The organism is Desulfoferula mesophila (assembly GCF_037076455.1).
Lineage (GTDB): Bacteria > Desulfobacterota > Desulfarculia > Desulfarculales > Desulfarculaceae > Desulfoferula > Desulfoferula mesophila.
In genome coordinates this window covers 3,455,974-3,482,741 of the sequence record NZ_AP028679.1, presented here as the reverse complement: position 1 = coordinate 3,482,741, position 26,768 = coordinate 3,455,974, and the positions used below count along the sequence as shown (strand labels likewise).

Genomic DNA, 26,768 nt, shown 5'->3' with positions numbered 1-26,768 from the left:
TGCTTTTTCCAATTCCTAACAACAAAAAGAAATCTGAGAGAAGACCTTATCCATGAGAATCTCAAACAGACGATTGTCCGATTAGGTTGAAAGTTGAAAACAAAATGTGTCGGATTGAGTGTGGATTTCTACAACTGAATATCAGCCTGACGCGTAACACAACATCAGGTTGTGGCTATTAGCCACAACCTGATGCCGACCTCACTGGGATTCCGAACAGCGCTCCAGAAAATCTTCTTCCGACGGTAGCCGATCGAGTTCAAATGTCACCATGTGCTTGACTGGATAGTAACTGTCTCTCCATTCAAAATCACCTGGTTGCTCTCCTTCAAAATTAGCAAACCGCTCTCCTTCAGGTACCGGTTCTTTGTTGAAGCCTCGATATACCTCAAGCTGGTTTTCATCAAGATCGATGACATAAACCCATTCACAAAAAAGAGAGTCACCAGCAAATTTGACATTATTGTCAAGAGGTGGTGTATTTCCTCTCATGATTAATTCAAGAATCTCCCAGCCTAGTTTACTTTGCACATGTATATACGGCTGTGAAAAGTATTTATCGTTCAACTCGGTTGTCGGATTCCTGTATCGTTTGTTATCTTCCTTACGTATAGCATCCCATTTTTCACCTTGTATGCTTCCCATATAGGAACCAACCTCTTTATTAATCTGGACAGACTCTTCATCTGTATAAAAACACAACTGAGATACATTCTCAGCGAAGGTGGTGAGATCTACTCTCTTCAAGAATTTCAGAATCTTTGTACCCGCCCCTTGCGGGTAACCATCACTCCGCCCAAACTGAGCAATTTTATACTCACCGGCCTTAACGACACATGTCAGATATTTTGTACCCATGTTACCTCCTTATTTTGTGGTGTTTCAGGTATAAGGCGGTTAAGAGGAAGACGGTCGGGGTAACGTAAATTTGTTTTCTATGAAGAATCAAAGTGACATCGTATATTGCGATCAATCGACCCGATGCCTTGCCGTCCTCGCTGGGTTGTCGACACGGAGAAATTGATCAGCAGTCCTGGTAGGCTCAGGCTGGTAGGTGCGCATACCGGAGGGTATACTGGCGCGGATGGACTCAAGCTGCGGTCTTTAGTGTCCTCTCTACGGCTTTCTTGGCGATCCTCCTGACGGATACCGGCGAAGGGTTGCCAGACCGCGCGCGGAGAATGATCAAGCATGACAACAAATGTGGCTCTATTCTTTGGCCCCTCCAGGTATCTTTTCAGGCCACCAACATTGGTTATTTTTGAAAAGGACATCGAACAACCAGCCCCTGGCACCCGAGAGTACGTCACACAGGGGATGCGGCGGCCTGAGCGGAATATTTTTGGATGTCGGGAGAGCCAGGAATTGCTGCTATCTGGAATGGCGGCAAGATAATGCATATGTTGCTGATTCTTTTCCGATGTAGCAAATGTAAACCTCCCCCGATTAGTGCCAGTCAACAGTAGAAACTTCAGGTGAATTTATAGCGAGGTATTCGGCTGGTGTCAGGTTGCCGAGGGACTCATGAGGGCGTTCCTCGTTGTACTCCTTGAGCCAGCGATCCGTGATTTCCCGCACCTCGCTTAGACGGGAAAATATGTAAAGGTCCAGCACCTCTTCCCGATAGGTCCGGTTGAAGCGTTCAATGTATGAATTCTGGGTGGGCTTGCCGGGCTGAGTGAAACCCAAATCGATACTATGCTCCTCGGCCCATTGGGCCATAGCTACACTGACCAGCTCCGGGCCGTTGTCCAGCCTCAGCCTGGACGGGTAGCCCCGCCAGGCAGCGATACGCTCCAGCACTCGGATTATCCTTTGGGCGGGGAGATTGACGTCCACCTCTATGGCCAGGGCCTCTCGATTGAAATCATCCACCACATTAAAGGTCCTGAATCGCTGGCCGCCATACAGGGCATCGCTCATGAAGTCCACCGACCAGCAGATATTGGCCAGATCCGGCACTGCAAGCGGCTGGGGATCACGAGTAGGCAGGCGCTTCTTACCCTTCCTGCGAAGGTTTAGCTTCAGGGCGCAGTACACTCGGTACACCCGCTTGTGATTCCAGCCATGTCCATCCCGCCGAATTACTTGAAACAGTTTGGCAAAGCCGTATCTGGGATATTTGTCTGCCAGCGAAGTCAGCGCCTCGATGATCGGACCATCGTCGCGGGGCTTGGGTCGGTAGGCATAAACCGACCGGCTCAGCCTCAGGGCGCGGCAGGCCCGGCGAATGCTCAGACCGTGCTCTTTGCACATGAACTTAGCCAGATCGCGCCGACCCGCTGGCCTTATATTTTTCTTTCGATGACGTCCTTCAGAGCCCGATTCTCAAGGCTCAAGTCGGCGTACATCTGCTTTAGACGCCTGTTTTCTTCTTCAAGCTCCTTGAGCCGGACGATGTCCGAGGCCTCCATGCCCCCGTACTTGGACTTCCATTTGTAGTAGGTGGCGCTGCTGACACCGTATTCCCGGCAGACCTCCTTGGCGGTCCTGCCCCCTTCCACCTCTTTCAGAATTTTGACGATCTGAGTTTCGCTGAATCTGGTCCTGCGCATCGTGAAGAGTCCTCCTTGCAGACCTCAGTCTGCCAGAAGTCTCTACCTCAAACTGGCCCTATTTTAAGGGAGGGTTACAACACCCTTTATGGAGCCCTTCCCAAAAAACGACACGCCGCACCGCAGGAGGGAGAATCGGAGCCAGTAAGAGAGGGTATATCCCATTTTAGGTGTTACTCCTGTTACCATAATACATAAGTAATTAATTTAATTAATCAAATGCGGTAACACCCACGGTAACACCTCCTAGGTGGGGTTGTTACCGTAAAGGATAACCATTTTAAATAATTACCATTTTACGGTAACACCCCATACAAGCACCTTAGGCTTGATCTACATACTCCAGGAGTCAACCTTCCCCTTGCCGTGGACTTCAGGATCACCAGGGCCACCTGCGCCCCTATCATCCGGAACCGTGAACAGCTCCAGCAAGGGCTCCATAAGGCCCAGTTGCTTCTCTATGGCTGATCTTTTCAAGCAGTAGCACCTAACGGGGTTCCCATTGATCTTGCACTGCTTCTGGTTGTTTTGTGGGGGGATCTCCAACCACCCCCGGTCCTTCCAGGTGCGTATTATGGCCGTTTCATCAAATCCAGCTTGCTTTAGCCTTTCCCTAAGGGACTTGCCCACAAAGCCGATGTAATCCCAATTATCTTTATTCCAGACGCCCGCCCATCCTTGATGGGGCTCATACTGATCCTTCTCACCTTTATAGAACTTATCCCGGTTGGCCACGGCCCAGTCATATGTTTCCTTCAGGGCAGCCAGAGCCCTGTCCGCTTCCTCGGTTTCCTTAACCGCTAGGGCCCAGACAGGGTCCAGAATATCCTCGAACGAGGTCCCTTCACTCAGCTGCAGCTCGGGCAGGGCTTTGTGGATTATCGGGATTACTGTAGCCAAGGTGGCAAAGTACTGACTCAATCTGTGGGCAATGGGGTTGCCCCCTGATTTTTCCGCATACCGAGCAAGATTCTCCTCATAGACCCTTTGCCAGACCTCCCACTTGTCTCGGTTGTCTAGGATATATTGAATCAGCCGGGGACCAGCATGACCGTAGTTACTCCTGATGGTCGCATTAACTGCACCCACCAGCTGAGCCGTGGCCTCATCGGTTGGCCCAAACGGGGGCCCCCATAATCCGATTACCCGACCACGAGTACCTCCATCCTGGGTGTAGGCCGTTGCCGGTTGTTCACCATTTGTGAGCATGCAAGTCCTCCAGGAACCCCGCTGCTGCAGACCAGTTGTCGAGCCGCGCCCTCTCCCTTGACCACTGGTGATGTTGTAGATGACTTGACTTATCTTGGCCCCGGCATTTTCCCGCTTGATGCCCGTTCCAGCGGTCTTGGTGTCATCCAGAAGCAGGGGCAAGCCATTAAGGGTGGCTGCGGCGCGTTCAATCCACACAATAGTGTTGTCCCAGGAGTGCATTACCGAACACCCGCTGGTTCCGTTGGGATTGCCCCAGCAGGAAGCTGCCAATCGGAGAATGGTGGTTTTACCGGTGGAGGTCACATGGGCCCAGTCCACGATGAAATTGGGTGCCTCCAATACCTCTAGAAAAGGAACGGCCAGGCTGGCATAAATGGCAAACCCGGCAAGCGGATATTGCAAGGCCTGGTTTGCCGCTTCGAACCATTTCCCTTCATTGCCCTTGGAGCAGAAAGCGTTGGCGAGCTGTTCATAGCCCTCATCGGGCGGTAAGAAGTGTATCTCCTCGGGGGCTGGCTGCTCTTGATCCTGAGGTCTTGCTACGAGGCACTGCTTGCCCCACAGAAAAGCCTCATTGCCAGGCTGCCACCCCAAGATCGTAGTCGATCTGGTGATGGGCAGTCGGTCGAGGTTCTGCTTCTCGAAATCGGCCAGGTAATCGACCAGGGCATTCGCATTCTGAGAGGTAACGGGAAGACCCTTATCAGCAAGAGCGGTGATTTCCCGATTGATACTGATGACCCTCCGCTTGACTATTGCATCCTTCCATTCACCACCTCGGAACCAAGACACCTTGGTGAGCTCGTCCCCTTCGACCACGCTGACTAACCTTTCGACGATGAGCACCGGGGCATAACAGATCTGTTCCACCTGGCCGGATCCTGCTTTCCCCCCAGCCACGCGCCCAATACCTCGCTCCGGGGAAAGGGCCCAGCCCTGAGGGATCAAGATATCGGTTTGTACAGGGGCCTCTGGGATACATAATTTGACGCTCTCCACCTCGGCCGCTTGCTCTTGAGCGGCTTTGGCTCTTGTCTGTCGTATCACTTCCGCTCGGGCCCCGATGGCCTTCTTTAGGGAATCCAGGTCTTTTACCCGAACCTGCAGCTGGCGCAGATCCATGTGAAAAGCCTCTAATTGATGTGGTGCGTCCAGCGCAATCAAGGCCAAGCCGTGTATCCACGCCTCGTTTTTCAAAATCTCGGCAACCACACTCCCCGGCTTGTCCTGAGCGAGCCGAGTTAATTGTTCAAGTAAAGGCTTTAAGTAATCGGACTGGCCGCTTTCTGGTGATATCTGAAGAGGAGCCTCTTTGCCTTTTTGCAGCCCATTGTTTATGGCCTTGAATGCCTCATCACGGGGCAAACCAGATTCTTCTGCGGCTCTGATCAAGCTAGATATGATCTCGTGCTCGTCCCAGCCAGCATTTATTAAAAGACCGCCCAGAAACCTGGCGCTATTGAATAAATGATCGTTCCTATAGCCTTCATCTGTACGGGACACTGCTCTCAGTGTCCTTTGTCTCGCTAATTCTGGGTCTGCGACTGGCTCGGGTCCGGGCAAACAAGCTAATCCACCTGATTGGGGCGCATCTCCCTGCAATATCAACTGCAAGAGCCAATCGGGTGCTTGCGCGATAGGGACGTCATCGGGGTGACCGTCTTCACTCCAGGAGTAGACACCGCCCGAGATATGATTTGAGGGTGGTGCCACGAAATACCCACCTGCCGCTCGGATATCCAAACCTGGGCCAAGACTGCGACCGGCTTTGCCTACCCTGGAAGGCAGGGAAAGGCCTTCGGGGTATCTAAATAGATAGTGCCTTCCTCCACCGCCTGTGCGGGCCACGACTGTTGGCGGGAAGGGGGCATGTTTTTGTAATAGGGCTTCCAGTGAAGCGTCACCACCATGACGGGGGTCTATGTCCAGGACGAAAGGTCCACCCTCGATTCCAGTAAACACTCCAATATTGGCATTGGGGTTTTCTGTCCACCAGGTTCGAACCTGGCCCTCATCCGTGGAGGCATCCTTAAAGCCGCGTGGTGTCCGCGGATGCTTACCAGGACTAGAACACTCTGCGTTACCGCAAGAGCACTTTTTGCCTTCACATTCGTGAACTGGGAACACCGGCCAACCCCAACTGGCATAGGTCAGGGCTGTTATTAGATTACTCTTCGCATCCCGTATTACTGCTCTTTGGAATTCAGCATCATCTAGGGTAACTGCCACATATTTATCCATTTTTTTCTCCTTCACGTAAATATTTTTCATCCATCTCTTCGGTCACAAACTGGTTCCCGCCACAGCGTCTACAGACGAACCAAACCCGACCGTCTGGTGTTTGAATAAAATCGTTGTAACTGCCGCACTCGGCACAGAGATTAATTAGGCCTTCAGTGTTCATATTCCTTCTCCATTAAAAATTTTCAGCCCCTTAAGCGAGTTATGTTGGTTTATTCATACGCACCTCCTTCTTGAATGGGCGGAAACCCAACCAGAGGTCTCCGCCCGCAGTTGCTAGTTGTGGTTATCCTCCCTCTCCTCAGTCCTACCCATAGGGACTGCGCCCCCATCCGGCTCCGCCCTGTAATTCCGAACTAGAACAGGAAGAAGGGTCCCCCGAAGTGTGATTGCCCTCGAAATGCTAACTGATTGCTTTTCCATAATATTTTATCTCCTTAATTTTTTTGGCAGCGGTGCGAAATGCGGGTGCTGCCTCGTTATGGAAATAAGTTATGTCGTAGGTGAAATGGGTCGAAACGACTAGATGAAAAGCCTATCCGTGCTATCTATCTTATTGATATTAATTATTATTTACCAATATTACGTTTTGCGAAAAAAGCTAGAACAGAACAACCCAAGAATGCAAACCATGCCCATAAGGCAGGGAGGTTGATCACACCCACCATCGTTGTGTAAATGGATTAATAGGACTTTTTTGCAAAAAGTAGGGATTAACGTCTAGGAGTAAAAAAGGGGTGAAATGGTGGTGACAAAAACCAAATTCAATCAGTCTGTCATAGGCAAAACCTCTCCAGACTCTATACATATTCCAGTTCTACGAACATACCGGCTGACCGTTGATAGATTTCTAAATGGTTTTTTAAGGGCAGCGTTTTTAAACTGTTCGAGTAGCTTCTTATGAGCAACTCCAAATTTAATGCCATCGATATTTTTACGATCCCACATCCATAGTCCCACCGCTCGCGGAAGATCAAGTTCTGGTCTGATTCTTGCTCTCTTACTGCCAACTCTTTCCATTCTACAATCATCCAATACTTTTAAATAGGCTAATAGTGCTCTTTTGCTTTTATCATCGCCACAATCATCTTTCCACAGCAAATTTTCTATTGGCTCTGTTATATGGGATTTATGATAAGCTAATTCAACTCTTTTTCTTATTTGAGATAGTGGGCCGTTTACATTGATTACGAGTCTCATGGCGTTTATTTCGGCAATTGGTCGAGATAAAAGACTTTTAGTAATAGGATAGGTAAATATATCGCCCTCCTGAAAACAGACAAAATTGTCTTCTCTAAACATAAATAGTTCCAATTCCTCGGGCGTGTGAATATCGTACTCGTAGTTACCACCAATGATTTTTTTCAAAATTTCATCTGAGTTAAGTCCAATCTTTGGATCTCTTGGCTTACGTTTAAATTTAGTAATTATTTTAGCAGCAGTAGCAAATTGAGGATCATGCGGTTTTATTTTATTAGATATATCTTCTTCAATTAGACCATTATTAATATTAGTAGGTTGATTTATTATAGCCTGATGCTCGGCAGTTCTTTGAGGCTCTCTGGTTTTACTAAATAAATTTTTGTAGTTGGTATTTCTTCTCTGATATTCCCATGACCAAAAGCAGTAATGCTCTAGTTTGTTCCTCAAATCTTTAATGTCGTGATCCAAGCTAGTCATTTTGCCCATATCTGTCTCTCAAAATGGTACGAATAGGAAAAATTCTAACTCGTCTTGTCCTGAGTAGCCCGATAACCAATCTTCTGTATATCAAATTTAAGTTAACCGCGAGAAACAAAAAAGGAAGCTACTAAAAATTATGTGTCCGGGATTAGGGGAAAAGCGCACGACGGAGGAGGTAGCAGACTTCTTCGAAGTTGCTGAGAGCACGGTACTTCGCTACCCTGAGAGGTACGGTGGAGTGCGCATCTCTGGCCGTGTGCTGTTCTTTGACAACTTAATAGAGGAAACAGTGAGGAGGATCCATGCCCAGCAAGAGGCAGAGGAACGGCAAAAAGCTATGGGTCGCGCAGATCAACCGCAAGGATTTCAGGAAAGAGAAGATTTTCGAGGACAGGGACCAAGCACTGGCTTGGGAGTTGGAAGTCCGACGACTTCTGAAGATCGGCATCCCCACGGATTCGATCGAGAGACTCCTAAACGCCGGAGTACCCCCAGAAGAGATAGAAGCAGTCTTGAGCAAGGAGGGGATCCATTCGGTCTCCTTACATAGATGGGCTAATGACTATTTGTCTTCCATCCATGTTACGCCTAAGACTCTGCGCGAAAAACGCGACATATTTCGTCTTTTCTTCAAGTTTTTCGACCCAGTAGGGGTTACAACCGAAATCCAGGCTGGTGACGCGTTAGACTTCCTTAACTCAGTTTTCGCCCGCAAAGGAGGCAATGAGGCGAACAAGGCCCGAAAGAATCTACTGGCTGCTTGGAACTGGGGTGTCGAGTACAGAGACTTCCCGGTTAAAAACCCCTTCAAGGCAGTTAAAAAGTTTCCACATGACGTTGAGCCCCATTATGTGCCCCTCTTGGAGGACTTCATAAAGGTGCTTGATGTGGCGGAAGGCCAAGATAAAGTAATCCTTTTGACCTTTCTTCACACTGGTGGTCGCAAAAGTGAAGTCTATAACCTGCGCTGGGAAGATGTTGATTTGGACAAGGACGAGCCGCGAATTCGTCTTAAGACTAGGAAAACCAAGGATGGCTCCCTAGAATCGGTCTGGTTGCCTATGAACGATGAGTTGCGAACAGCGTTACTGGCCCATCGTCTAACGGCCGGTAAATCCGAGTGGGTATTTACTGTGCAAGAGGGCAAGTATGCTGGTCAAAAGTTCATCAATAGAAGGACCTTCCCAAAGAACCTATGCCAGAAGGCTGGAGTAACTCCCTTCGGGCACCATGGAATCAGGGGGCTGGGTGCGACCGTACTTGCTCACAACAATGTATCAATGAAGGTCGCGCAACAATTCCTCAGACACAAGAATCTGAGCACTACCGAGCGATATCTCCGAGGTATCAAAGACATCAGACCCCACCTGAAAGTCTTGGAAGGCGGCAAAAAAACTGGGACTGCCTGAGCAATCCTACGTCCAGCACTACGTCCAATTACGCGAAGACAAAAAAAGAGGCTGACCCATATAGGCCAACCTCTTGATATTATTTGGCAGTCCCAACGGGGTTCGAACCCGTGTCTTCGGCGTGAGAGGCCGATATCCTAGACCACTAGACGATGGGACCGTGCACAAACATATGTATGGCTGGCGGACCAGGATTCGAACCTGGATAGGCAGATCCAGAGTCTGCAGTCCTGCCGTTAGACGATCCGCCAGCAGGTACGCACTGATTTATAGCCTGAGCCTGCCGGCGTCAAGCCTTTTTTAGCAGAGTTTTTATTTTGCCGCCAGCCCCAAGGCCCTAGTTAACCTGGCCTTAACCCGCTCGTCTCCCAGGATGGCCATGACCTCGAAAATGCCGGGGCTGAAGGTGCGCCCGGTCAGGGCCACCCGCACCGGCTGGGCCACGCCGCCCAGCTTCAGCTCCATCTGCTCGGCGATATCGCGCACGCCGGCTTCCAGCGCCTCGGGGTCGCCGGTGCCCTTGGCCTTAACCAGGGCCGCCACCCGCTCCAACACCGGCACCTGAGCCGGGCCCAGGAACTTTTTGACGGCCTTGGGGTCCATGACCGGCTCGTCCACCAGGTAGGGCTCGGCCCAATCGGCCAGCTCCACCAGGGTCTTGGCCCGGGGGGTCAGTTCGGGCAAGCAGGCCAGGAGCGTGGCCTGGTTGTATTCTTCGATGCCCCGGGCGGCCAAAAAAGGCGGCAACAGCTCGGCCAGGCGGGCGGGGCCGCTCTCCTGGATATAGCGTTGGTTCAGGTGCAACAGGCGGTCGGTGTCGAACACCGCCGCGCTGCGCCCCACCGCCTTGAGCCCGAAGTAGTCGATGAGCTCCTGGCGGGAGAACATCTCCTGGTCGCCGTGGGACCAGCCCAGGCGGGCCAGGGCGTTGAGCATGGCCTCGGGCAGATAGCCCATGTCCCGGTAGTCCATCACCGCGGTGGCTCCGTGGCGCTTGGAGAGCTTGGTCTTGTCCGGGCCCAGGATCATGGGTACGTGGGCGAACTGGGGCAACTCGGCGTCCAGGGCCTGATAGAGCAGGATCTGGCGCGGGGTGTTGTTCACGTGGTCATCGCCCCGGATTACGTGGGTGATGCCCATGTCGATGTCGTCCACCACCACGGCCAGGTGATAGGTGGGCCAGCCGTCGGAGCGCAGGATGATAAGGTCGTCCAGCTCCTTGTGGTCAAAGGTGATGGGGCCCTTGACCAGGTCGTTGAAGGTGGTGGCTCCGGTGCGCGGCCCCTTGAAGCGCACCACCGCGCCGGGGGCGGGCCCCAGGTTTTTTTCGCGGCAGGTGCCGTCGTACATGGGCTTGCCGCCGGCGGCCATGGCCGCCTCGCGCTGCTTGGTCAGCTCCTCGGGCGAACAGTGACACCAATAGGCCCGGCCCTTGGCCAGCATCTGGTCGATGGCCTCGCGGTAGCGCTCCAGGCGCTTGGTCTGGTAATAGGGGCCTTCGTCATAGTCCAGGCCCAGCCAGTCCATGGCCGCCAGGATGCCTTCCACGTGCTCCTGTTTGGAGCGCTGGCGGTCGGTGTCCTCCAGGCGCAGGACGAATTCACCGCCGTGGTGACGGGCGAATAGCCAGTTGAACAGGGCGGTGCGAGCCCCGCCCAGGTGCAGAGCCCCGGTGGGCGAGGGTGGGAAGCGGGTGCGTACCCGGGGGGTGTTGTCGGTTGCCTTATCCATGATCCATTTCCCAGGACACGCCCCGGCCGGGGGCGCACGCGTTTAAAATGATTACTTGATTATCAGCCCGGCGTAGGCCACCACCTGGTCATAATCCCCGGTCGCCTCGCCGCTGTTGGTGTAGGCCACCAGCTCGGCCTGGCTGGCCCCCAGCCCCAGGGCCGCGGCCAGGGCCACGGTGGTGGGCAAAAAGCCGCACATGCTGATGCGTTTGGTGGCTACGGTGTTATACAGGCCCTGGGGGTTCAGGGCCAGTATCTGTTGCAGGGCCAGCTTGTCCTTGGCCGCGGCGCTTTGGGCCGACTCATAGTGGGTCATGTCGGTGCTGGCCACGATGAGCACCGGCTCGCCCACGGCCCGCACCGCTTCGGCCAGGTCGTGGCCCAGTTGCTCGCATTGCTCGTAGCTGAGCATGGACAGGCACAGGGGGGTCAGGAGCAGATCGGGCCTGAGCACCTGGAGAAAGGGCACCTGCACCTCCAGGGAGTGCTCGTACTGGTGGGCCAGGTCGTCCTCGCGCACCAGGGCGTTGCGCGACAATATCTCGCCGCCCAGTTCGGCGTCGAGCGTCACCTGGCCCAGGGGGGTCTGCCAGGAGCCGCGGCTCATCAGGGCCGCCTTTTGCCCCAGGCCCTGGTGGTTGGGACCCAGGACCACCACCCGCCGGGGCACCTTGACCCGGCCCAGCACCTTGCCCACCACCGAGGCGGAATACATGTATCCCGCATGGGGACAAACTACGGCCAGGGCCTCCTCGGGCTCGGCCGCCGCGCCGAGATAGCCCCGCACGCTGGCTTCCAATTCCTCGGGCCGGCCGGGATAGAAACGGCCGGCCACGGCCGGTGCGCGCGACATAGCCCACCTCCTTTGGAAAAAAGGGCATTGTGGGATATATAACCCCTTCCATTATGGATAGCACACCCGGGGGGCGCCTGCAACCGCTCGGACGTCTAACTAGCCAAATTCACAGCGATCCTTGCGCAGTGTCTTGTCCGGATGGGGGGCCGCGTCCGCTGGGGCCACCCGGCGAAACCCGGCTAGGTTCCTTATCCGGCCCGGCCGGGTTTTCGGGCGCGGAGCGTCCGTCATTTGGGTTTATCGTTTAACTTGTTTTTGGGCGCGATGGGGCCTGGGCCAATTTTTATATATGTTAAAAATAACAACTGTATGAGGGTCGCCAAACCTGGAGTTATGATCTATGATGTGTCATGTTTAGCAGATCAAGGCCCGAGTTGAATTTTTACCGGGCCTGCCATCCCCGCTCATTAGCTAAGGGAGTTTCAAGCCGCCGTAACAGGAGTTAATCATGAAGAAGATTGGTTTGACGGTTAACGGACGCAAACACGAGTTTGTGGTCGATGACCAGACGGTATTATTGGATATTCTGCGGGAGAACTTGGACCTCACCGGGGCCAAGCAATCCTGCGACCGCAAGGGGCAATGCGGCGCCTGCACGGTCTTGGTCGACGGCAAAGCGGTGCGCTCCTGCCTGGCCAAGGTAGCCAAACTGGACGGCGCCGAGGTAATCACCGTGGAAGGCCTGGGCACCCCGGACAACCCCCATCTGATCCAAGAGGCTTTTGTGCTGGCCGGCGCCGTGCAGTGCGGTTTCTGCACCCCGGGCATGATCATGTCCGCCAAGGCGCTTTTGGAGCAGACTCTCACTCCCAGCAAAGAAGAGATCAAGAAAGCCTTCAAGCACAACCTGTGCCGCTGCACCGGCTACAAAAAGATCATCGAGGCAGTGGAATTGGCCGGCAGCTTCCTGCGCGGCGAGCAAAAGCCCGAGGATCTCTATCCCGAGGCCGACGCCCCCATGCTGGGCACCTCCCATCCCCGCCCCTCGGCCATGATCAAGGCCTGTGGCGTGGCCCGCTTTGGCGCGGATTACAAGTTTAGCGGCGCCTTGGAGTTGGCCGTGGTGCGCAGCACCCTGCCCCACGCCACGATCAAGAGCATCGACACCTCCGAGGCGGCCAAGATGCCCGGCGTGGCCGGTTTCATGACCGCCAAGGACATCAAGGGCACCAACATCCTCAAGTACCTGGTTGCCGACCGCCCGGTGCTCTGCGCTGAAGTGGTGCGCTACATCGGCGACCCCATCGTAGCGGTGGCCGCCCAGACCCACGAGCAGGCCGTGGCCGCGGCCGCGGCCATCAAGGTGGAATTGGACCCCCTTCCGGTGCTCGCCAACACCGATCAAGCCATGGCCGAGGGCGCGCCGCAGCTGCACGACATCATCCCCAACCTGTGCTATGAGCAGCCGATCAAAAGGGGCGACGCCGACGCGGCCTTCACGGGCTCGGCGGCCGTGGTGGAGGGTGATTTCCTCACTCAGTTCAACCACCAGGCCCCCTTGGAGCCAGAGGTTTCCCTGGCCTACTGGGAAAAGGACGAGGACGGCGAGGACAAGTTAGTGGTGGTGGGGCGCAGCATCAACATCCACACTCACCTGGGCATGATCCAGGAGGCGGTGGGTTTTGAGAACATGCGCTACGAAGAGGCCTACGTGGGCGGCCAATTCGGTATCAAGATCGACGTGATCACCGAAGGTATCGCGGCGGCGGCGGCCATGCATTTCAAGTCCGCTATCCGTTACGTGCCCTCCCTGGCCGAGTCCATGCAGGCGTCTTCCAAGCGCCACTCCTTCAAGATGCACACCAAGATGGGCGCGGGCGCCGACGGCAAGATCACCGCCTACGCCAACGATATCACCGTGGACAATGGCGCCTACTACTCCATCGGTCACGTGGTGGTCCTGCGCGCCCTGTGGATGATAGCCGGCTCCTATCACATGCCGACCCTGGATATCAAATCGCGCCTGGCCTACACCAATAATCCCTGGGGCAGCGCGGCCCGGGGCGCGGGGCCGCCGCAGCAGATCTTCGCCATGGAGTCCACCGTGGACATGCTGGCCCGCAAGCTGGGCAAGGACCCCCTGGAGTTCCGTTACCAGAACTTCCTGCAAGTCGGCCAGGCCGGAGCCACGGGGCAAGCGGTAGAGCAATGGCCCATATTCGCCCTGATTGACGCCGTGCGGCCCCACTATGAGCGGGCCATGAAAGAAGCCAAGGAAAATTCCACGGACACCATCAAACGTGGCGTGGGCGTGGCCTGCGGTTCCTTCGGCATCGGCGGCCCCGGCGACGCCTCGGTGGTGGCCGTTGAGTTGGACGATGACGGCGGCGTGAGCGTTTTCGGCGCCGTGGCCGACCCCGGCGAGGGCAACGACTCTATGCTCACCCAACTCACCTGCGAGGTGATGGGCCTGACCATGGACAAGGTGCGCCTGTACACCCGCAGCACCGACGTGACCGCGGCCTCGGGCCCGGCCGCCGGCAGCCGCATCACCTACATGATGGGTAACGCTCTGGTCGACGGCTTGAAGCAGCTCAAGGAGGCCATGGCCGCCAGCGGCGCCAAGACCGGCAAGGAGCTGGTGGAGGCGGGCAAGGCTCGCCGCTACATCGGCCGCAAGAAGAACATCGAGGCCAAGCCCCTGGATCCGGAGACCGGCCAGGGCCCCAACTTCGAGACCCAGGTGCACGCGGTGCAGATGGCCGAGGTGGAGGTCAACACCGAGACCGGCGAGGTCAAGGTGGTAAAGATGACCACCGCGGTGGACGCGGGTACGGCGATCCATCCCCAGAACCTGGCCGGCCAGCTGGAAGGCGGCATGGACATGGGCGTGGGCTACGCCTTGCGCGAGGAGTACATCGCGGGCAAGACCAACGACTGGCGCAGCTTCAAGTTCCCCACCATGGACACCTCCTTTGACATGGAAGTGATCATACTGGAGACCCCGCGCACCACCGGTCCCTTGGGGGCCATCGGCGTGGGCGAGATGTGCATGGTGCCCACCGCTCCGGCGGTGCTCAACGCCATCGACGACGCGGCCGGGGTGCGCATCACCACCATTCCGGCCACCCCGGATAAGGTCAAGGCCGCCCTGGCGGCCAAGGCCTAGAGAGACGAGACCCCAGCAATGGACACCGGTGCCGGCCAAGATGGAGCTACGCCCCAGCTTGGCCGGCACCTCCGTTTGCTGGCCGGCAAAGAAATAGCTTTTGACTCGGAAGATTTTTTTTGGGAGTTTGATGACTGGAGCGAGGCGGCGGTCCGGGAACTGGCCAAGGAGGCTGGTCTGGAAACCATGACCGAGGACCACTGGAAGGTGATCCACTTTTTGCGCGACTTTTACGCCTACAACGGCCGCGCCCCGCTGAACAACAAACTCAAAAAGGGCACCGGCCTGAGCCTGTTGGAGCTGGAAGGGCTGTTCCCCGGCGGCCTTAAATTCGGGGCTCGCCGCCTGGCCGGACTGCCCAACCCCAAGAGCTGCGGCTGAGCCCGAGCCCGTCTGCGGATTTGCGGATGATCTACCTGGACAACTCGGCGACCACCTTCCCCAAGCCGGCCGAACCCCTGCGCCGGGCCTTGGAGCAATATCTGCAAACCGGGGCCTCGCCGGGAAGGGGCGGCTACGACCTGGCCGTGGAGGCCGAGTACGAGGTGGAGGCGGTACGGCGAAAGGTGATCCGCTTTTTCGGCGGCAACGAGGGCTGGCGGGTCTGTTTTGCCTACAACGCCACCGACGCCCTGAACACCCTGATCCAGGGCCTGACCCAGGAGCCCTGCCACGTGGTGAGCACCCGCCTGGAGCACAACTCGGTGCTGCGGCCGCTGCACCACCTGGCGGCCCAGGGCCGCATTGCCCTGGACCTGGTGCCTTTCAACGACCAAGGCTACGTGGAGCCCGAGGCCGTGGCCCGGGCCCTGAAGCCCGATACCGCCTTCGTGATGCTCAACCACGCCTCCAACGTGTTTGGCACGGTGCAGCCCGCGGCCGAGATCGCCGCCCTGTGTCGGGAGCAGGGGGTGGAGCTGTTGTTGGACGCCTCCCAGAGCGCCGGCCTGCATCCCATCGAGCTGGAAAAATGGGACGTGGGCGGCCTGGCCTTCACCGGCCACAAGTCCCTGTTGGGCCCCACCGGCATCGGGGGATTGGTCCTAAGCCCCCGGGTCAATCCTCTGCCCACCCGCTACGGCGGCACGGGGGTGGATTCCATCAGCCTGGTCCACACCATGGACTACCCCCATCGCCTGGAGGCGGGAACCATCAATTTGTTGGGGGTGTTAAGCCTGGGCCACAGCTTGGACTACGTGACCTCGCCCGAGCATAAGCAGGCCTTGGCCCGCGAGCGCGAGCTTTTCGCCCTCCTGCGCGACGGCCTGGCGGCTATCGAAGGGGTGGAGCTTTACCACGCCACGGGCCCCGGCGAACGCCTGCCCCTTTTGAGCTGCAACGTGCGGGGCATGAAGGCCGGGGATCTGGCCGCGGTCCTGGACGGAGACTACGAGATAGCGGTGCGCGCGGGGCTGCACTGCGCCCCTCTGCTGCACCAGGACCTGGGCACCTCGCCCTATGGGTCGGTGCGCTTCAGCCTGGGAGCCTTCAACACGCAAGCCGACATCGAGGCCGCCCTGGAAGCCATGACCTGCATCGCCGACGTGGCCTGCCGGCGCTAGGAGCGCACGAACTCCCAGGCCTGATCCAGGTCGGACACGTCGAAATACTTTTCGATCAACTCCTGTTTTTCGCGCCCGAAGATCAGGTTGTCCAGCTTGACCAGCACCTCTTCCAGCTTGCTGTCGCCCACGATGGCCAGGTGGCGCATCTGCTTGATGTGCTCCATGGCGTATTTGGCGTCCTGGAAGAAGGCCTGGGGCTTGATTTTCAGCCAATCCATGCGGTCGATTTTGATTAGGATGTTAAGGCGAGGATGACCCTGGGCCAGCCGGGCCTCGGCGGCCTTTTCAAACGCCTTGACGTCCTCCACCGTGTAGGAGCCGCTGATCTCCACGGCCAGGACCGGGCCCTCGCCGCCCTCCAACACCTTGAACATGCTCATCCTCCTTGGTTATCGACAACCTCGTTCTCCCGCGGCAAGCCATCGTCAAGCGACGCGGCTCAAGCCTGACAAGCAGGATAGCACGGAAGATCAGGCCCGCTCGACCATGGGAAAAGCCTCGGCGGAGCGGTGGGCGTAGTCTCCCTCCGGGGCCTCGCCCCGGTTCACCGCGTCGAAAAGGGCGCACTGCTCGGCGATGGAGAGCCCGGCAAAGCGCCGCTCGGAGCTCTCGGCCCCCTGGCCCCGGCACAGGTGGCAGCGGGTCGGGGAGCACCCCTGGCAGGCCCGGCAATCGGGGCAGGGATGTTTTTTACTTTCGGTGGTGGTCATGCTATTACCTCTAACTTATATTTAAGGCTTGTCGGCCTGTTTGGCACAGAAATTTTCCCCCAACCCACGCGGCGCGAACCCATGGACCTTGCGGCCATACAACAAGCCATAACCGAGCACGGCTACTGGGCTCTGTTCGTGGGGACCTTTTTCGAGGGGGAGACCTTTTTCATGCTGGCGGGCATCGCCGCCCGCAAGGGGCTCTTGAACCCCTATTACGTGGCCCTGGTGGCCATGCTGGGCGGCTTCGTCGGCGACCAGATCTTTTTCGCCCTGGGGCGCTGGCGGGGGGCGGAGGTGTTCACCTGGTCCAGCTCCATCGCCCGCAAGGCGGTGGAGGCCCGGCGGCTCATCCGGCGTCACGCGGTGCTGTTGATCCTGCTGTCGCGCTTTTTGATCGGCCTGCGCATGGTCATACCCCTGGCCTGCGGCATGGCCGGCATACCGGCCTGGCGCTTCGTGCTGCTCAACTTCATTTCCGCCCTGGCCTGGTGCCTGGTCTTCGGCGGGCTAGGCTATCTGTTCGGGGGGATCATCTTCGACCACCTGGATCTGCTCAAGGGCCTGCAGATGGTGGCGGTGCTGGTGCTGGCCGTGCTGGCGATCAGCTACGTGCTGATGAAAATCATCAAGCGGCGGCTGATGAAGGGTGAGGATTCGGATTAGCCTACGGCTTGGGGGCGACCTTTACTTGAAAAGACAGCTCCGCCGCGCCGGGCATGTGGCAGACCATGTCGTCACAGGCCTGATAGGACACCCGCGCCGTTACCGGGTACACCCCCGGCTTCATCCCCTTGGCCACCTGGCCGCTCAGACGCACGGCCACCTGGCCGCCGTACATCTCCACCGGCTTGTCGGCGAACTGCACCCGCACTTCCTTGGCCTTGGGATAGACCGGCGCCGCGAAACTGAGGCCTTTCGGTGCGCTGAGCGCGATCTCGGTGGGGATCAGGCCCGCGTCCCCGGCGGAGGGCCCGTTGATGTGGAACTTGGGCGCGATGGTGAGCACCAACTCCAATTGCAGCGACCCGCCGGGAACGGCGCTCACCGTCTGGGGCTTGGCCTGCAGGGCAACTATGGGCCCGTCGGCGGCCTGAAGGTTGGGGGCGACGGCCAGCAGGGCCAGGCAAACTAGCGAAACGCACAACCAGCGCATGGCGCGTTCTCCCGGTTCAGCTTTGGAAATTTTTAAGTATGTCCCCAGCCGCCCGGCAGGTGCTTGGGCCGGCGTCGCGCCAGCCCAGGGGGGCCATCTCGCCCTCGGGCAAGACCTTCAGGCGGGCGCAGGCCCGGGCCAGGCGGGGCCATACCAATTCTTGCGCGTCTTCCTGGTCCAACACGGGGTCGAAAAGCACCAACGGGGCCAGACGCAGCCGCTCCTCGGCGGCCAGGGCCATGAAGGCCCACACCCGGCGGCCGGTCAGGCGCGGCAGGGACATGGGGCCCTCCAGGGCGATTTCATCGTTCAGTCCGGCCCGGCGGCTGAAGTACTCCAGGCCCATGCGCAGGTTTTGGCCCAAGGCCTCCATGGCCGCGTGAATATCCTCACGCCGGGCCAAGTCCAGGAGCACGGCCGCCGCTTCTCTAGCCTCGGGGCCGGGCAGCTGCTTTTCCTCGGGCTCCGGCGGGGCCTCGCCCCGGCCGGCCAACAGGCCCAGGGTGCGCCCGCCGGGCAGGGTGGGGGCCCAGAGCACCGCGTCCGGTTGCAGGCCGTAGGCCGCGCAGGCTCCGCCCCGGGCCAGGCGAAGCCCGGTGGTGGATTCGTCCACCACCAGCATCAATCCTTGACGCTGGGCCTCGGTGGCGTTGAAGTGGACCTCCTCGGGGCCGGCGGCCCAGTCGCAACGCAGCACCGCCACTCCCGGGACGCCGCCGGGGGAGGAGAGGGGGTGGCCGGTGCCGGGGGCCATCCAGGACACCGCCTTGGGCTTGCCCTGGGCCGCGGCCAGGCGGCTGGCCGCCAGGACGGCCTGGGGAGGTTTGGCGTATATGCGCACCCAACGGGCCCAGGTCCAAAGGTTCAGGAAATGTTCGGCCAGAGCGGCCGGGTCCGTGGGATGCACCGCCACGGCCAGGGGAACGCTGAAGCTGGGGTCACTGTAGTCCACCACCGGCCCGTCATCCTGGGCCTGGCTATCCCAGATGGCGGCCAACTGCTCTAACTGCTGCGCTGAAGGCTCCACGGCATGCCGTCCCTTGCTATTGAAATAAAGGTGAACTGATGGTGCATTATATCTCTCGCCAAGGGGTGTGCCAAGGAACAAGGGGGCAGGCGCTTCACGCTAGTTTGGCCCTCTGGCATATGCTAAAATCATCAACTGATTCAAACAGACATCGCCAGGGGGGCATGGCCACCTTGATTTTCTGGGGTCGGCGGGGCATTATCTATGGGCGCGGGAGCCTATAAGATGCAAATGAGCCAAGCGAGACCATCCGAGGAAGTCAGCGAACGTCTATCAATTTTATTGGTGGACGACGAGTCCAATATTCGCGAATCCATGGCCGAGTACCTGGTCAACCTCAAGAACTATTCCCTCACCTCCGCCGCCAGCGGCCAAGAGGCGCTGGAAAAGTTTCAACCGGGAAAGTTTGACTGCGCCTTTTTGGACCTGAAGATGCCGGGCATGAGCGGCTTGGAGCTCCTGTCCAAGCTCAAGGCCATGGACAAGACGCTGCCGGTGGTTATCATGACCGGCTTCCCCTCCCTGGACGCGGCCATAGACACCATGCGCCAGGGGGCCAGCGATTTCCTGATCAAGCCCTTCAACCTGGACCAGGTCAAGGCCACCCTGGAGCGGGTGGTGCGCGAGCACCGCTTGCTCAAGGAAAACCTGCGGCTTTCCGAGCGGCTCAAACAGCAGGAGCGCATCGAGCGCCTGAACCAGGAGTTGAGCCGCCGGGTGCGCGAGCAGCAGATGCTGCACCAGATCTCCGAGGCCATAGACCACATGCACACCTCGGAGGCCATCTACCAAGGCATAGCCGACCTGGCGGCCACCAACCTGGAGGCGGGCAAGAGCGCGGTGCTGCTTTTGGAACCCTCCAGCGACCACCTGGTGGTCATCGCCGTGAACGGTTTTTCCAGCGAGGCGGTGGGCCAGGTCGCCGGCCGTATGGGCCAGGGCCTGTTGGGCAAGGCGGCCGCCGGCGGCAAGGCGGTAATGGGCCGCCCGGAAACCTGGGAAGAAACCGGCGAGGTGCTGCCCCTGAGCGGCCCCGTACTGTGCCTGCCCATGATGATCCATGAGCAGCCTCTGGGCCTTTTGGTGCTGGGCGAAAAACGCGGCGGCCTGCCTTTCCGGGGAGAGGACGTTTTTTTGAGCCGTTTCCTTTTGCAAAAGGCGGCTCTCAGCGTGGAGAACATAGCCCTCTACGAATCAATGAACTCCAGCCTGCATTCCACCCTGGGGGCCCTGGTGCGGGCCATGGAGGCCAAAGATCCCTACACCCGCCAGCACAGCCGCCGGGTGACCAACCTGGCGGTGTTGACCGCCGAGGCCATGGGGCTGGAGTTGCATCAGATCGAGTCGCTCAAGTTCGCGGGGTATCTGCACGACATAGGCAAGATCGGCATCAAGGACCACATCCTGCTCAAGGAGAATGAGCTCTCCGCCGAGGAGTACCAGGAGATCAAGCGTCACCCGGCCATCGGCGAGTCCATCGTCCGGGCCATGGATTTGAGCCAGGACGAATGCCACATCGTAAGGCATCACCACGAGCGCTGGGACGGCGAGGGCTATCCCGACGGCCTGGCGGGCAAGGAGATACCCTTGCTGGCCCGGGTGGTGGCCGTGGCCGACGCCTACGACGCCATGACCAGCGACCGTTCCTACCGGCCCTTGCGCACCATGGCCGAGGCGGTGCGGGAGTTGGTGAATGCCTCCGGCACCCAGTTCGACCCCATGGTGGTCGAGGGGTTCTTGCAGATGCTCGAGCAGCATCAGTTGGGGCCTTGGTTGGATGAACTGTCCGCTTCTTCTTCCTCCACCTCCAGTTAAAATCCAAATTGGGAGCCGTTTTGGACTCTAGCCGCGAGTTGAGCCCCTGTGTGCTCTCCGCCCTGCTCAATAGGGAACGGATCATTCTCACTGCCCGGCTCTTGCGCGGGGTGGTGCACAACCTGTCCAGCGCGATTCAGATGATTGCCCTGCCCCTGGACCTGGCCCAACTGGCCGTGGAGCAGGGGCAGACTGAGGGCATGAGCCAACGTCTGGCCTCCATGCACGAGGGGACGGACCGGCTCAGGATGGAGGTGGATCTGCTTGCAAAGCGCAGCCTGGCCGACCAGCGCGCGGAGGCCCAGCCCCTGTCCTTGGCCCGGCTGGCCGGGGAGCAGCTGGATTTTTGGCGGGGGGATCTTTTCTGCAAGCACGAGGTCGACCAAAAACGCCGTTTGAGCCAGGCGGGGGGATACGTAAAGGCGCCTTACGTGGACGCGGCCCTGGCCCTGAACAGCCTTTTGGCCAACGCCGTGGAGGCGGTGCGCGACAGCCAGGGGGCCTGGATAAAGGTGCGCGACTTCCAGGAAGACGGTCGCCTGGGTCTGGAGGTCAGCGACAGCGGGGCCGGGCCTTCCCCGGAGATGGCCGCGGGCTTGTTCGAGCCTTTCGTGGGGGACAAGGGCGGGCGGCACGACGGCTTGGGCCTGTATCTGGCCGCCAAGGCCCTGGAGCCCTGGGGCGGGCGGCTGGCCTGGCGCGCGGGCGCACCGCACACCACCTTTGTCATGGATTTACCTTCGGCCTAGTTTCAGCCTAGTCGCGGGGGGCGCCCAGATTCCCCGGGGCGCTGGGCGCAGTTCGCGCAGGCGGGCGGTTCGGGCCCCTCCAGGGGTTGGGGCTGGTGGCAGGGTCCGGAGCAGCCGCAGCCGCAGCCCGCGCTTTGATCACCCGCCGCGCGCATGGAACGCCACAGGCGGCGGCCCACCCACAGGGCGGCCAGCCCCACCACGATCGCCACGACAATCGCCTGCCACATGAGCGCCTCCCTATCCCAGGCCCAGGGCCTTGCCGCCCTGATACACCACCAAGGCCAGCAGGTAGGCGATTAGGGTGTTGTAGGCCACCGAGAACATGGCCCAGCGCCAGGTCCCGGTTTCCCGCCGGATCATGACCACGGTGGCCAGGCAGGGGGCGTAGACCATCACGAACAGGATGAGGGCAAAGGCCTTGAGCGGGTTCCAGCCCGGCTCGGCGGCCAGACGCTTGCTCAGGCTCTGGGAATGCTCCGGGTCCACCTCGCCCAGGCTGTAGGCCACGCCCAGGGTACTGACGATGATCTCCTTGGCCGCGAAGCCGCCCACCAGGGCCACGTTGGCCCGCCAGTCAAAGCCCAGGGGGGCGGTGACGGCGGTGAGCGCCTGCCCCGCCTGCCCGGCCAGGGTGCCGGCCAACTCCTGGCGGGCCCGCTCGGCCTTTAGCTCCAGGCCGGCCGTCTGGCCGGGGGCGGCGGCCAGGCGCTTTTGCCAGGCGGCGTCCTGCTCCGGGCCCAGGCCGGGAAAGCTCATGGCCGCCCACATCAGCACACTGACCCCCAGGATCATGGTGCCCGCCTTTTTGGCGTATTGCCAGGTGCGTTCCCAGGTGTGGATCACCAGGCCCTTGATGGTGGGGGCGCGGTAAGGGGGCAACTCCATGACAAAGGGCGTTTGTTCGCCCTTGAGCACCGTGACCCTAAGCAGTTTGGCCGCGCCCAGGCCCAGGCCCCAGGAGATCAGGGTCAACAAGAAAAGCATCTCCGCCTGGAAATGGGCGAAAAAGGCGGCGATGAGCAGGCTGTAGACCGGCAGCTTGGCCCCGCAGTTCATGAAGGGCACGGTGAGGATGGTGGCCAGGCGGGCCTTGGGGTCCTTGAGGGTGCGGGTGGCCATGACCCCCGGCACCGCGCAACCACCGCTGATGCCCCCGGCCACCATGAGGGCCATGACGCTGTTGCCGTGCAGGCCGAAGATCCTGAGCACCCGGTCCATGATATAGGCCACCCGGGCCATGTAGCCCGAGTCTTCCATGACCGCGATGGCGAAGAACATGAAGGCGATTAGAGGGGTGAAACCCAAGACGCCGCCCACGCCGCCTATGACCCCGCTGACGATGAGCGAGCTGAGCACCCCGGGGGGCAGGGCGCTTTCCACCACCCCGCCCAGCCAGGCGAAAAAGTGCTCGAACCACACCACCGGCACCTCGCTGGCCCAGAAGACGAAGTTGTAGATGCCGTAGAGCACCAGGAACAAAAACAGCGGGCCCATGAGCCGGTGGGTGAGCACCTGGTCCAGCTTGTCGCTGAGGTCCATGCGCACCTCGCGCTCGCTGGAGACCACCTGGCGGGTGATGCCGGTGATGTAGCCGTAGCGATAGTCGGCGACGATGCTGTCGGGATCGTCGTCCATGGTGCTCTTGATGTGGGCGGCCACCCGGCGGCACACCGGCAGGAGCTTGTCGGCCAGCTCCGGGGTCTCCCGCACCCGGTCCATGACCTCCTGGTCGCCCTCCAGGCACTTCACGGCCAGCCAGCGGGCGCTGAGCAGGCCCCGGCGTTCCTGGGCCCCTTGCAGTATGTCGGCCAACTCGGCCACGCCCTGGTCCACGTCGCTGCCGTAGCTGATGTTCAGCGGCCGCCACTCCGGGGCGCTTTGGGCCACCTGGACCGCGGCGGCCAACAGGTCGTCCATGCCCTGGTTCTGGCGGGCCACGGTGGGCACCACCGGCACGCCCAAAAGCTGGCTGAGCTTGGCCGCGTCGATCCTGAGCCCTCGGGTCTTGGCCACGTCCATCATGTTCAGGCAGATGACCAGGGGCACCCCCAGCTCCATGAGCTGTACCGCCAGGTAGAGGTTGCGCTCCAGGTTGGAAGCGTCCACCACGTCCACCACCACGTCGGGCCTCTGGCCGATGAGGTAGTTGCGCGACACCAGCTCCTCGGGGGAATAGGCGGTGAGGCTGTAGGTGCCGGGCAGATCCACCACCGCCACCTTCTTGCCCTCGTGCAGGGCCGAGCCCTCTTTGTACTCCACCGTCACGCCGGGATAGTTGCCCACGTGCTGGCGGGCCCCGGTGAGGGCGTTGAACACGCTGGTCTTGCCCGCGTTGGGGTTGCCGGCCAGGGCGATGGTGTAGGGGCGCGTCACGGTTACTCGCCGATCTCCACGGTGATCAAGTCCGCCTCGTTGTTGCGCAGGGTGAGGTTGTAGCCCCGCAGCTTTATCTCCACCGGGTCCTTGAGCGGGGCACGGCCGAGCACCTGAATTTCGGTGCCGGGCAAAAGGCCCATCTCGCGCATGCGCCGCCCCAACTCACCGCTGGTGCCTACTTTTTTGATCGTGGCGCGCTGGCCGGGCTGCAACTGGCGCAGGGTGATGGCGTCGGTCATGAAGTGGGCTCCTTAACAGCGTGGCCGTTGCGCTCCAAAAGACTTACCTGCACCTTGCCCGCCACCCCCTGGCCCAGGGCCAGGCGGGTGCCGCCTCTGGCCACCACCATGGGCCCGGCGCCGCTGGTGATCACCTCCAGCTCGCTGCCCACGCTGATGCCCATGTCTTCCAGGTGGCGCTGGGCCTGCTCGCCGCCGGCCAGGCGCTCCACCCGCACCCTTTCCCCCGGCGAGGCCAGGGTCAGCGGCAGGGTGGGGGTGCGCCGTTCACGGCACTTGGCGCACAGGCCGTAGATCTGCAAGCGGTGGCTGAGGTGGTGAAAACCGTGCTCCTCGGCCACGCCGTGCTTGAGCTTTTCCAGTTCGGGGTGGTGAAACTCGGTGATGGAGCCGCAGCGGGTGCAGATGAGGTGGTCGTGGTGCTCGCCCAGGTGGCGGTGCTCGTAGAGGTCCGGCTGATTGTCGAAGTGCCGGCAGGAGGCCAGGCCGAAGCGGGTGAGCATCCCCAAAGTGGAGGCCACGAACTCAGGCTCCAGGTGACGCCCCTGCGCGGCCAGGTCCTTTTGCAATTTTTCGGCGCTGAGGTGGTCTTCGCAGGCCAAAAAGGCCTCCAACACCGCCAGGCGATCGCCCAGGCGGTTCATCCCCTGCTGGCGCAGAAGGCGCTCGAACTGACGACGTTCCTCGTTATGCAGGTTGCTGGTCAATATATTCTCCAATATTAACTAATTTAACAACGCCTAATAAAATGTGCAAGGGATGCTTTCCAGCCCGGCGGCCGTCGCCCTCAAAAATAGTCGTTAACTTATGGCGCCGCAAGGGAACTTGGGCGCCTCCGCTGTTTTTAACCGCAACTTCACGGGGCCTGCGCTTGCATTGGCCCCACGCAGGCCTTAACGTTAACGTTAACACCATGCAAACGTAGGAGATTGCCGTGGCCGACATAACCCCGCAAGACGTGCCCCGCTATTGGAACTCGGTGGTGGATACCATGGCCGAGGGGCTGTTCATCGTGGACACCAAGGGCAAGGTGGTGTTCGTGAACCCGGCCGCCGAGCGCCTCACCGGTTACCGGCGCGAGGAGGTTCTGGGACGCTCCTGCACCGTGTTCGAGTCCGAAACCTGCCTGGCCTGCCAGGATCAGGAAGGGCAAATGACCTGCGGCCTGTTTGAAAGGGGCCGGGTGGCCGACCGCCGCTGCTCCATAACCCGCAAGGACGGGTCGCAGATACATATTCTAAAAAATGCCAGGGTGTTGCACGATGAGCTGGGCCAGGTCATCGGCGGGGTGGAGACCCTGAGCGACATCACCCCGGTGGTGGAGCGCGACCGCCAGATCAGCGGCTTGAAGCGCCATCTGACCCGCTCCTACGGCTACGAGGGGCTCATCGGCCAGTCCCCGGCCATGATGCAAGTGTATCAGCTCCTGGAGGCCGCCGCCGCCTCCACTGCCCCGGTGGTGATCCTGGGGGCCAGCGGCACGGGCAAGGAGCTGGCCGCCGCGGCCATCCACCGCCGATCGCCCCGGGCCGCCGGTCCCTTCATCAAGGTGAACTGCGCGGCCCTCAATCCGTCCTTGCTGGAAAGCGAGCTGTTCGGGCACGAGAAGGGCTCCTTTACCGGGGCGGAAAAGAGCCGCACCGGGCGCTTCGAGGCGGCTGACGGGGGCAGCCTTTTTCTCGATGAAATCGGTGACTTGCCAGCCGAAGTCCAGGTAAAGCTGCTGCGGGTGTTGCAGGAGGGCGAAGTGGAGCGGGTGGGCTCCAACCGCCCCATCAAGGTGGACGTGCGCATCATAACCGCCACCAACCGCGACCTGGGCCGGCTCATGGAAGAGGGGGGCTTTCGCCAGGATCTGTTCTACCGCATCAACGTGATTCCCATCACCCTGCCGCCCCTGGCCGCGCGCAAGGAGGACATTCCCTTGTTGACCCGCGGCTTTGTGGAGCGCACCGCCCTGGGCAGCGAGCGGGGGGTCACCGGCATAAGCCCGGCGGCCCTGGAGCGCCTGATGGCCCATTCCTGGCCGGGCAACGTGCGCGAGTTGATCAACGCCATCGAGTATGCCTTTGTCACCTGCCCGGGAGGCGAAATCCTGCCCCAGCACCTGCCCCCCAGCATCGTGGGCGAGACGCCAGTCTGCGGGCCCGTTTCCGGCGAACCCGGCGGCGCGGCCGGGGACGAGGCCCTGCGCCGGGAGATAAGCGAGGCCCTGGAGGCCACCGCCGGTCACAAGGCCCAGGCCGCCGCCCGCCTGGGGATAAGCCGGGTAACTCTTTGGAAACGCATGAAAAAGTTAGGGATGCCGCTTGGTGATTAACGCAATGTTA

Annotated in this window: 22 protein-coding genes and 2 tRNA genes; 8 read left to right on the top strand and 16 right to left on the bottom strand. The window is 59.6% G+C overall.

The window, feature by feature from the left end:
• Nucleotides 1-201: 201 nt before the first annotated feature.
• The 4 genes from AACH32_RS15975 to AACH32_RS15960 all read right to left on the bottom strand — a co-directional run bounded on the left by AACH32_RS15975 (nucleotide 202) and on the right by AACH32_RS15960 (nucleotide 7,697).
• Nucleotides 202-858 carry a hypothetical protein gene (locus AACH32_RS15975; RefSeq protein ID WP_338601649.1) on the bottom strand — a complete coding sequence of 219 codons (657 nt, stop codon included), beginning with the start codon at nucleotides 856-858 and terminating at the stop codon, nucleotides 202-204.
• Between the two features lie 588 nt (nucleotides 859-1,446).
• A protein-coding gene (locus tag AACH32_RS15970; protein WP_338598789.1) for an IS3 family transposase occupies nucleotides 1,447-2,555 on the bottom strand; the annotation gives its coding sequence in 2 pieces (ribosomal slippage) (nucleotides 1,447-2,303 and nucleotides 2,303-2,555; 1,110 coding nt in all).
• A 333-nt stretch (nucleotides 2,556-2,888) separates the two neighbouring features.
• Nucleotides 2,889-6,038, bottom strand: a complete 3,150-nt coding sequence (locus tag AACH32_RS15965; RefSeq protein ID WP_338601647.1) for a bifunctional DNA primase/polymerase — start codon at nucleotides 6,036-6,038, stop codon at nucleotides 2,889-2,891.
• 738 nt (nucleotides 6,039-6,776) lie between these two features.
• A complete protein-coding gene (locus AACH32_RS15960; RefSeq protein WP_338601645.1) occupies nucleotides 6,777-7,697 on the bottom strand; it encodes a hypothetical protein in 921 nt (306 codons plus the stop codon).
• A gap of 296 nt (nucleotides 7,698-7,993) precedes the next feature.
• Here AACH32_RS15960 and AACH32_RS15955 point away from each other — a divergent pair, with 296 nt between their 5' ends.
• Entirely contained in the window at nucleotides 7,994-9,100 is a 1,107-nt protein-coding gene (locus AACH32_RS15955) for a tyrosine-type recombinase/integrase (RefSeq protein WP_338601643.1), read from the top strand.
• A gap of 84 nt (nucleotides 9,101-9,184) precedes the next feature.
• Here the strand turns inward: AACH32_RS15955 and AACH32_RS15950 are convergent.
• The 4 genes from AACH32_RS15950 to amrB form a co-directional block, all read right to left on the bottom strand.
• Nucleotides 9,185-9,260: transfer RNA gene (locus AACH32_RS15950), tRNA-Glu, on the bottom strand.
• A 17-nt stretch (nucleotides 9,261-9,277) separates the two neighbouring features.
• A tRNA-Gln gene (locus tag AACH32_RS15945) sits at nucleotides 9,278-9,351 on the bottom strand.
• A 61-nt stretch (nucleotides 9,352-9,412) separates the two neighbouring features.
• Nucleotides 9,413-10,831 carry a glutamate--tRNA ligase gene (gltX, locus tag AACH32_RS15940; RefSeq protein WP_338601641.1) on the bottom strand — a complete coding sequence of 473 codons (1,419 nt, stop codon included), beginning with the start codon at nucleotides 10,829-10,831 and terminating at the stop codon, nucleotides 9,413-9,415.
• 51 nt (nucleotides 10,832-10,882) lie between these two features.
• Nucleotides 10,883-11,686 (bottom strand): AmmeMemoRadiSam system protein B, encoded by an 804-nt coding sequence (gene amrB / locus AACH32_RS15935; protein ID WP_338601638.1) that lies wholly within the window; start codon nucleotides 11,684-11,686, stop codon nucleotides 10,883-10,885.
• Between the two features lie 451 nt (nucleotides 11,687-12,137).
• Between amrB and AACH32_RS15930 the strand changes: the two genes are divergently transcribed.
• The 3 genes from AACH32_RS15930 to AACH32_RS15920 are packed head-to-tail and all read left to right on the top strand — an operon-like array spanning nucleotide 12,138 to nucleotide 16,360.
• Nucleotides 12,138-14,798, top strand: a complete 2,661-nt coding sequence (locus tag AACH32_RS15930) for a molybdopterin-dependent oxidoreductase (protein WP_338601635.1) — start codon at nucleotides 12,138-12,140, stop codon at nucleotides 14,796-14,798.
• An 18-nt stretch (nucleotides 14,799-14,816) separates the two neighbouring features.
• The gene (locus tag AACH32_RS15925; protein WP_338601632.1) at nucleotides 14,817-15,179 is read left to right on the top strand and encodes a TusE/DsrC/DsvC family sulfur relay protein; all 363 of its coding nucleotides are present in this window, start codon (nucleotides 14,817-14,819) and stop codon (nucleotides 15,177-15,179) included.
• A 26-nt stretch (nucleotides 15,180-15,205) separates the two neighbouring features.
• Nucleotides 15,206-16,360: an aminotransferase class V-fold PLP-dependent enzyme gene (locus AACH32_RS15920; protein WP_338601629.1), complete on the top strand. Its 1,155-nt coding sequence runs from the start codon at nucleotides 15,206-15,208 to the stop codon at nucleotides 16,358-16,360.
• Here AACH32_RS15920 and AACH32_RS15915 read toward each other — a convergent pair.
• Both AACH32_RS15915 and AACH32_RS15910 read right to left on the bottom strand, forming a co-directional pair.
• Entirely contained in the window at nucleotides 16,357-16,737 is a 381-nt protein-coding gene (locus AACH32_RS15915) for an STAS/SEC14 domain-containing protein (protein WP_338601626.1), read from the bottom strand. The genes AACH32_RS15920 and AACH32_RS15915 overlap by 4 nt on opposite strands.
• Nucleotides 16,738-16,833: 96 nt before the next feature.
• Entirely contained in the window at nucleotides 16,834-17,073 is a 240-nt protein-coding gene (locus AACH32_RS15910; RefSeq protein WP_338601623.1) for a hypothetical protein, read from the bottom strand.
• A gap of 81 nt (nucleotides 17,074-17,154) precedes the next feature.
• Here AACH32_RS15910 and AACH32_RS15905 point away from each other — a divergent pair, with 81 nt between their 5' ends.
• Nucleotides 17,155-17,739: a DedA family protein gene (locus AACH32_RS15905; RefSeq protein WP_338601619.1), complete on the top strand. Its 585-nt coding sequence runs from the start codon at nucleotides 17,155-17,157 to the stop codon at nucleotides 17,737-17,739.
• Nucleotide 17,740: 1 nt separating this feature from the next.
• Here the strand turns inward: AACH32_RS15905 and AACH32_RS15900 are convergent, their stop codons facing one another.
• Both AACH32_RS15900 and AACH32_RS15895 read right to left on the bottom strand, forming a co-directional pair.
• Nucleotides 17,741-18,229 (bottom strand): protein-disulfide reductase DsbD domain-containing protein, encoded by a 489-nt coding sequence (locus AACH32_RS15900; protein WP_338601616.1) that lies wholly within the window; start codon nucleotides 18,227-18,229, stop codon nucleotides 17,741-17,743.
• A 16-nt stretch (nucleotides 18,230-18,245) separates the two neighbouring features.
• The gene (locus tag AACH32_RS15895; protein ID WP_338601613.1) at nucleotides 18,246-19,256 is read right to left on the bottom strand and encodes a hypothetical protein; all 1,011 of its coding nucleotides are present in this window, start codon (nucleotides 19,254-19,256) and stop codon (nucleotides 18,246-18,248) included.
• A gap of 231 nt (nucleotides 19,257-19,487) precedes the next feature.
• Here AACH32_RS15895 and AACH32_RS15890 point away from each other — a divergent pair, with 231 nt between their 5' ends.
• On the top strand, nucleotides 19,488-21,071 hold the full coding sequence (locus AACH32_RS15890; protein ID WP_338601610.1) for an HD domain-containing phosphohydrolase: 1,584 nt from the start codon (nucleotides 19,488-19,490) through the stop codon (nucleotides 21,069-21,071).
• Between the two features lie 20 nt (nucleotides 21,072-21,091).
• Nucleotides 21,092-21,820, top strand: coding sequence for an ATP-binding protein (locus AACH32_RS15885; protein WP_338601607.1), 729 nt, complete (start codon nucleotides 21,092-21,094; stop codon nucleotides 21,818-21,820).
• Between the two features lie 2 nt (nucleotides 21,821-21,822).
• On the opposite strand, the gene AACH32_RS15880 is transcribed toward AACH32_RS15885, so the two are convergent.
• Genes AACH32_RS15880 through AACH32_RS15865 form a run of 4 tightly spaced genes read right to left on the bottom strand, consistent with a single transcriptional unit; the run spans nucleotide 21,823 to nucleotide 25,145 of the window.
• Nucleotides 21,823-22,050, bottom strand: a complete 228-nt coding sequence (locus AACH32_RS15880) for a FeoB-associated Cys-rich membrane protein (RefSeq protein WP_338601604.1) — start codon at nucleotides 22,048-22,050, stop codon at nucleotides 21,823-21,825.
• Between the two features lie 10 nt (nucleotides 22,051-22,060).
• Nucleotides 22,061-24,196, bottom strand: coding sequence for a ferrous iron transport protein B (gene feoB, locus AACH32_RS15875; RefSeq protein ID WP_338601601.1), 2,136 nt, complete (start codon nucleotides 24,194-24,196; stop codon nucleotides 22,061-22,063).
• A gap of 2 nt (nucleotides 24,197-24,198) precedes the next feature.
• Nucleotides 24,199-24,438: a FeoA family protein gene (locus AACH32_RS15870; protein WP_338601598.1), complete on the bottom strand. Its 240-nt coding sequence runs from the start codon at nucleotides 24,436-24,438 to the stop codon at nucleotides 24,199-24,201.
• Entirely contained in the window at nucleotides 24,435-25,145 is a 711-nt protein-coding gene (locus AACH32_RS15865; RefSeq protein ID WP_338601594.1) for a transcriptional repressor, read from the bottom strand. Before AACH32_RS15865 ends, AACH32_RS15870 begins: the two co-directional genes overlap by 4 nt.
• Nucleotides 25,146-25,372: 227 nt before the next feature.
• Between AACH32_RS15865 and AACH32_RS15860 the strand changes: the two genes are divergently transcribed.
• A complete protein-coding gene (locus AACH32_RS15860; protein ID WP_338601591.1) occupies nucleotides 25,373-26,758 on the top strand; it encodes a sigma-54 interaction domain-containing protein in 1,386 nt (461 codons plus the stop codon).
• Nucleotides 26,759-26,768: the final 10 nt, after the last annotated feature.

Bases quoted from the DNA above. Each gene is read 5' to 3' on its own strand.
- AACH32_RS15975 (WP_338601649.1), bottom strand. From the start codon at position 858: ATGGGTACAAAATATCTGACATGTGTCGTTAAGGCCGGTGAGTATAAA.
- AACH32_RS15965 (WP_338601647.1), bottom strand. From the start codon at position 6,038: ATGAAAAATATTTACGTGAAGGAGAAAAAAATGGATAAATATGTGGCA.
- AACH32_RS15960 (WP_338601645.1), bottom strand. From the start codon at position 7,697: ATGGGCAAAATGACTAGCTTGGATCACGACATTAAAGATTTGAGGAAC.
- AACH32_RS15955 (WP_338601643.1), top strand. From the start codon at position 7,994: ATGCCCAGCAAGAGGCAGAGGAACGGCAAAAAGCTATGGGTCGCGCAG.
- gltX (WP_338601641.1), bottom strand. From the start codon at position 10,831: ATGGATAAGGCAACCGACAACACCCCCCGGGTACGCACCCGCTTCCCA.
- amrB (WP_338601638.1), bottom strand. From the start codon at position 11,686: ATGTCGCGCGCACCGGCCGTGGCCGGCCGTTTCTATCCCGGCCGGCCC.
- AACH32_RS15930 (WP_338601635.1), top strand. From the start codon at position 12,138: ATGAAGAAGATTGGTTTGACGGTTAACGGACGCAAACACGAGTTTGTG.
- AACH32_RS15925 (WP_338601632.1), top strand. From the start codon at position 14,817: ATGGACACCGGTGCCGGCCAAGATGGAGCTACGCCCCAGCTTGGCCGG.
- AACH32_RS15920 (WP_338601629.1), top strand. From the start codon at position 15,206: ATGATCTACCTGGACAACTCGGCGACCACCTTCCCCAAGCCGGCCGAA.
- AACH32_RS15915 (WP_338601626.1), bottom strand. From the start codon at position 16,737: ATGTTCAAGGTGTTGGAGGGCGGCGAGGGCCCGGTCCTGGCCGTGGAG.
- AACH32_RS15910 (WP_338601623.1), bottom strand. From the start codon at position 17,073: ATGACCACCACCGAAAGTAAAAAACATCCCTGCCCCGATTGCCGGGCC.
- AACH32_RS15905 (WP_338601619.1), top strand. From the start codon at position 17,155: ATGGACCTTGCGGCCATACAACAAGCCATAACCGAGCACGGCTACTGG.
- AACH32_RS15900 (WP_338601616.1), bottom strand. From the start codon at position 18,229: ATGCGCTGGTTGTGCGTTTCGCTAGTTTGCCTGGCCCTGCTGGCCGTC.
- AACH32_RS15890 (WP_338601610.1), top strand. From the start codon at position 19,488: ATGAGCCAAGCGAGACCATCCGAGGAAGTCAGCGAACGTCTATCAATT.
- AACH32_RS15880 (WP_338601604.1), bottom strand. From the start codon at position 22,050: ATGTGGCAGGCGATTGTCGTGGCGATCGTGGTGGGGCTGGCCGCCCTG.
- AACH32_RS15870 (WP_338601598.1), bottom strand. From the start codon at position 24,438: ATGACCGACGCCATCACCCTGCGCCAGTTGCAGCCCGGCCAGCGCGCC.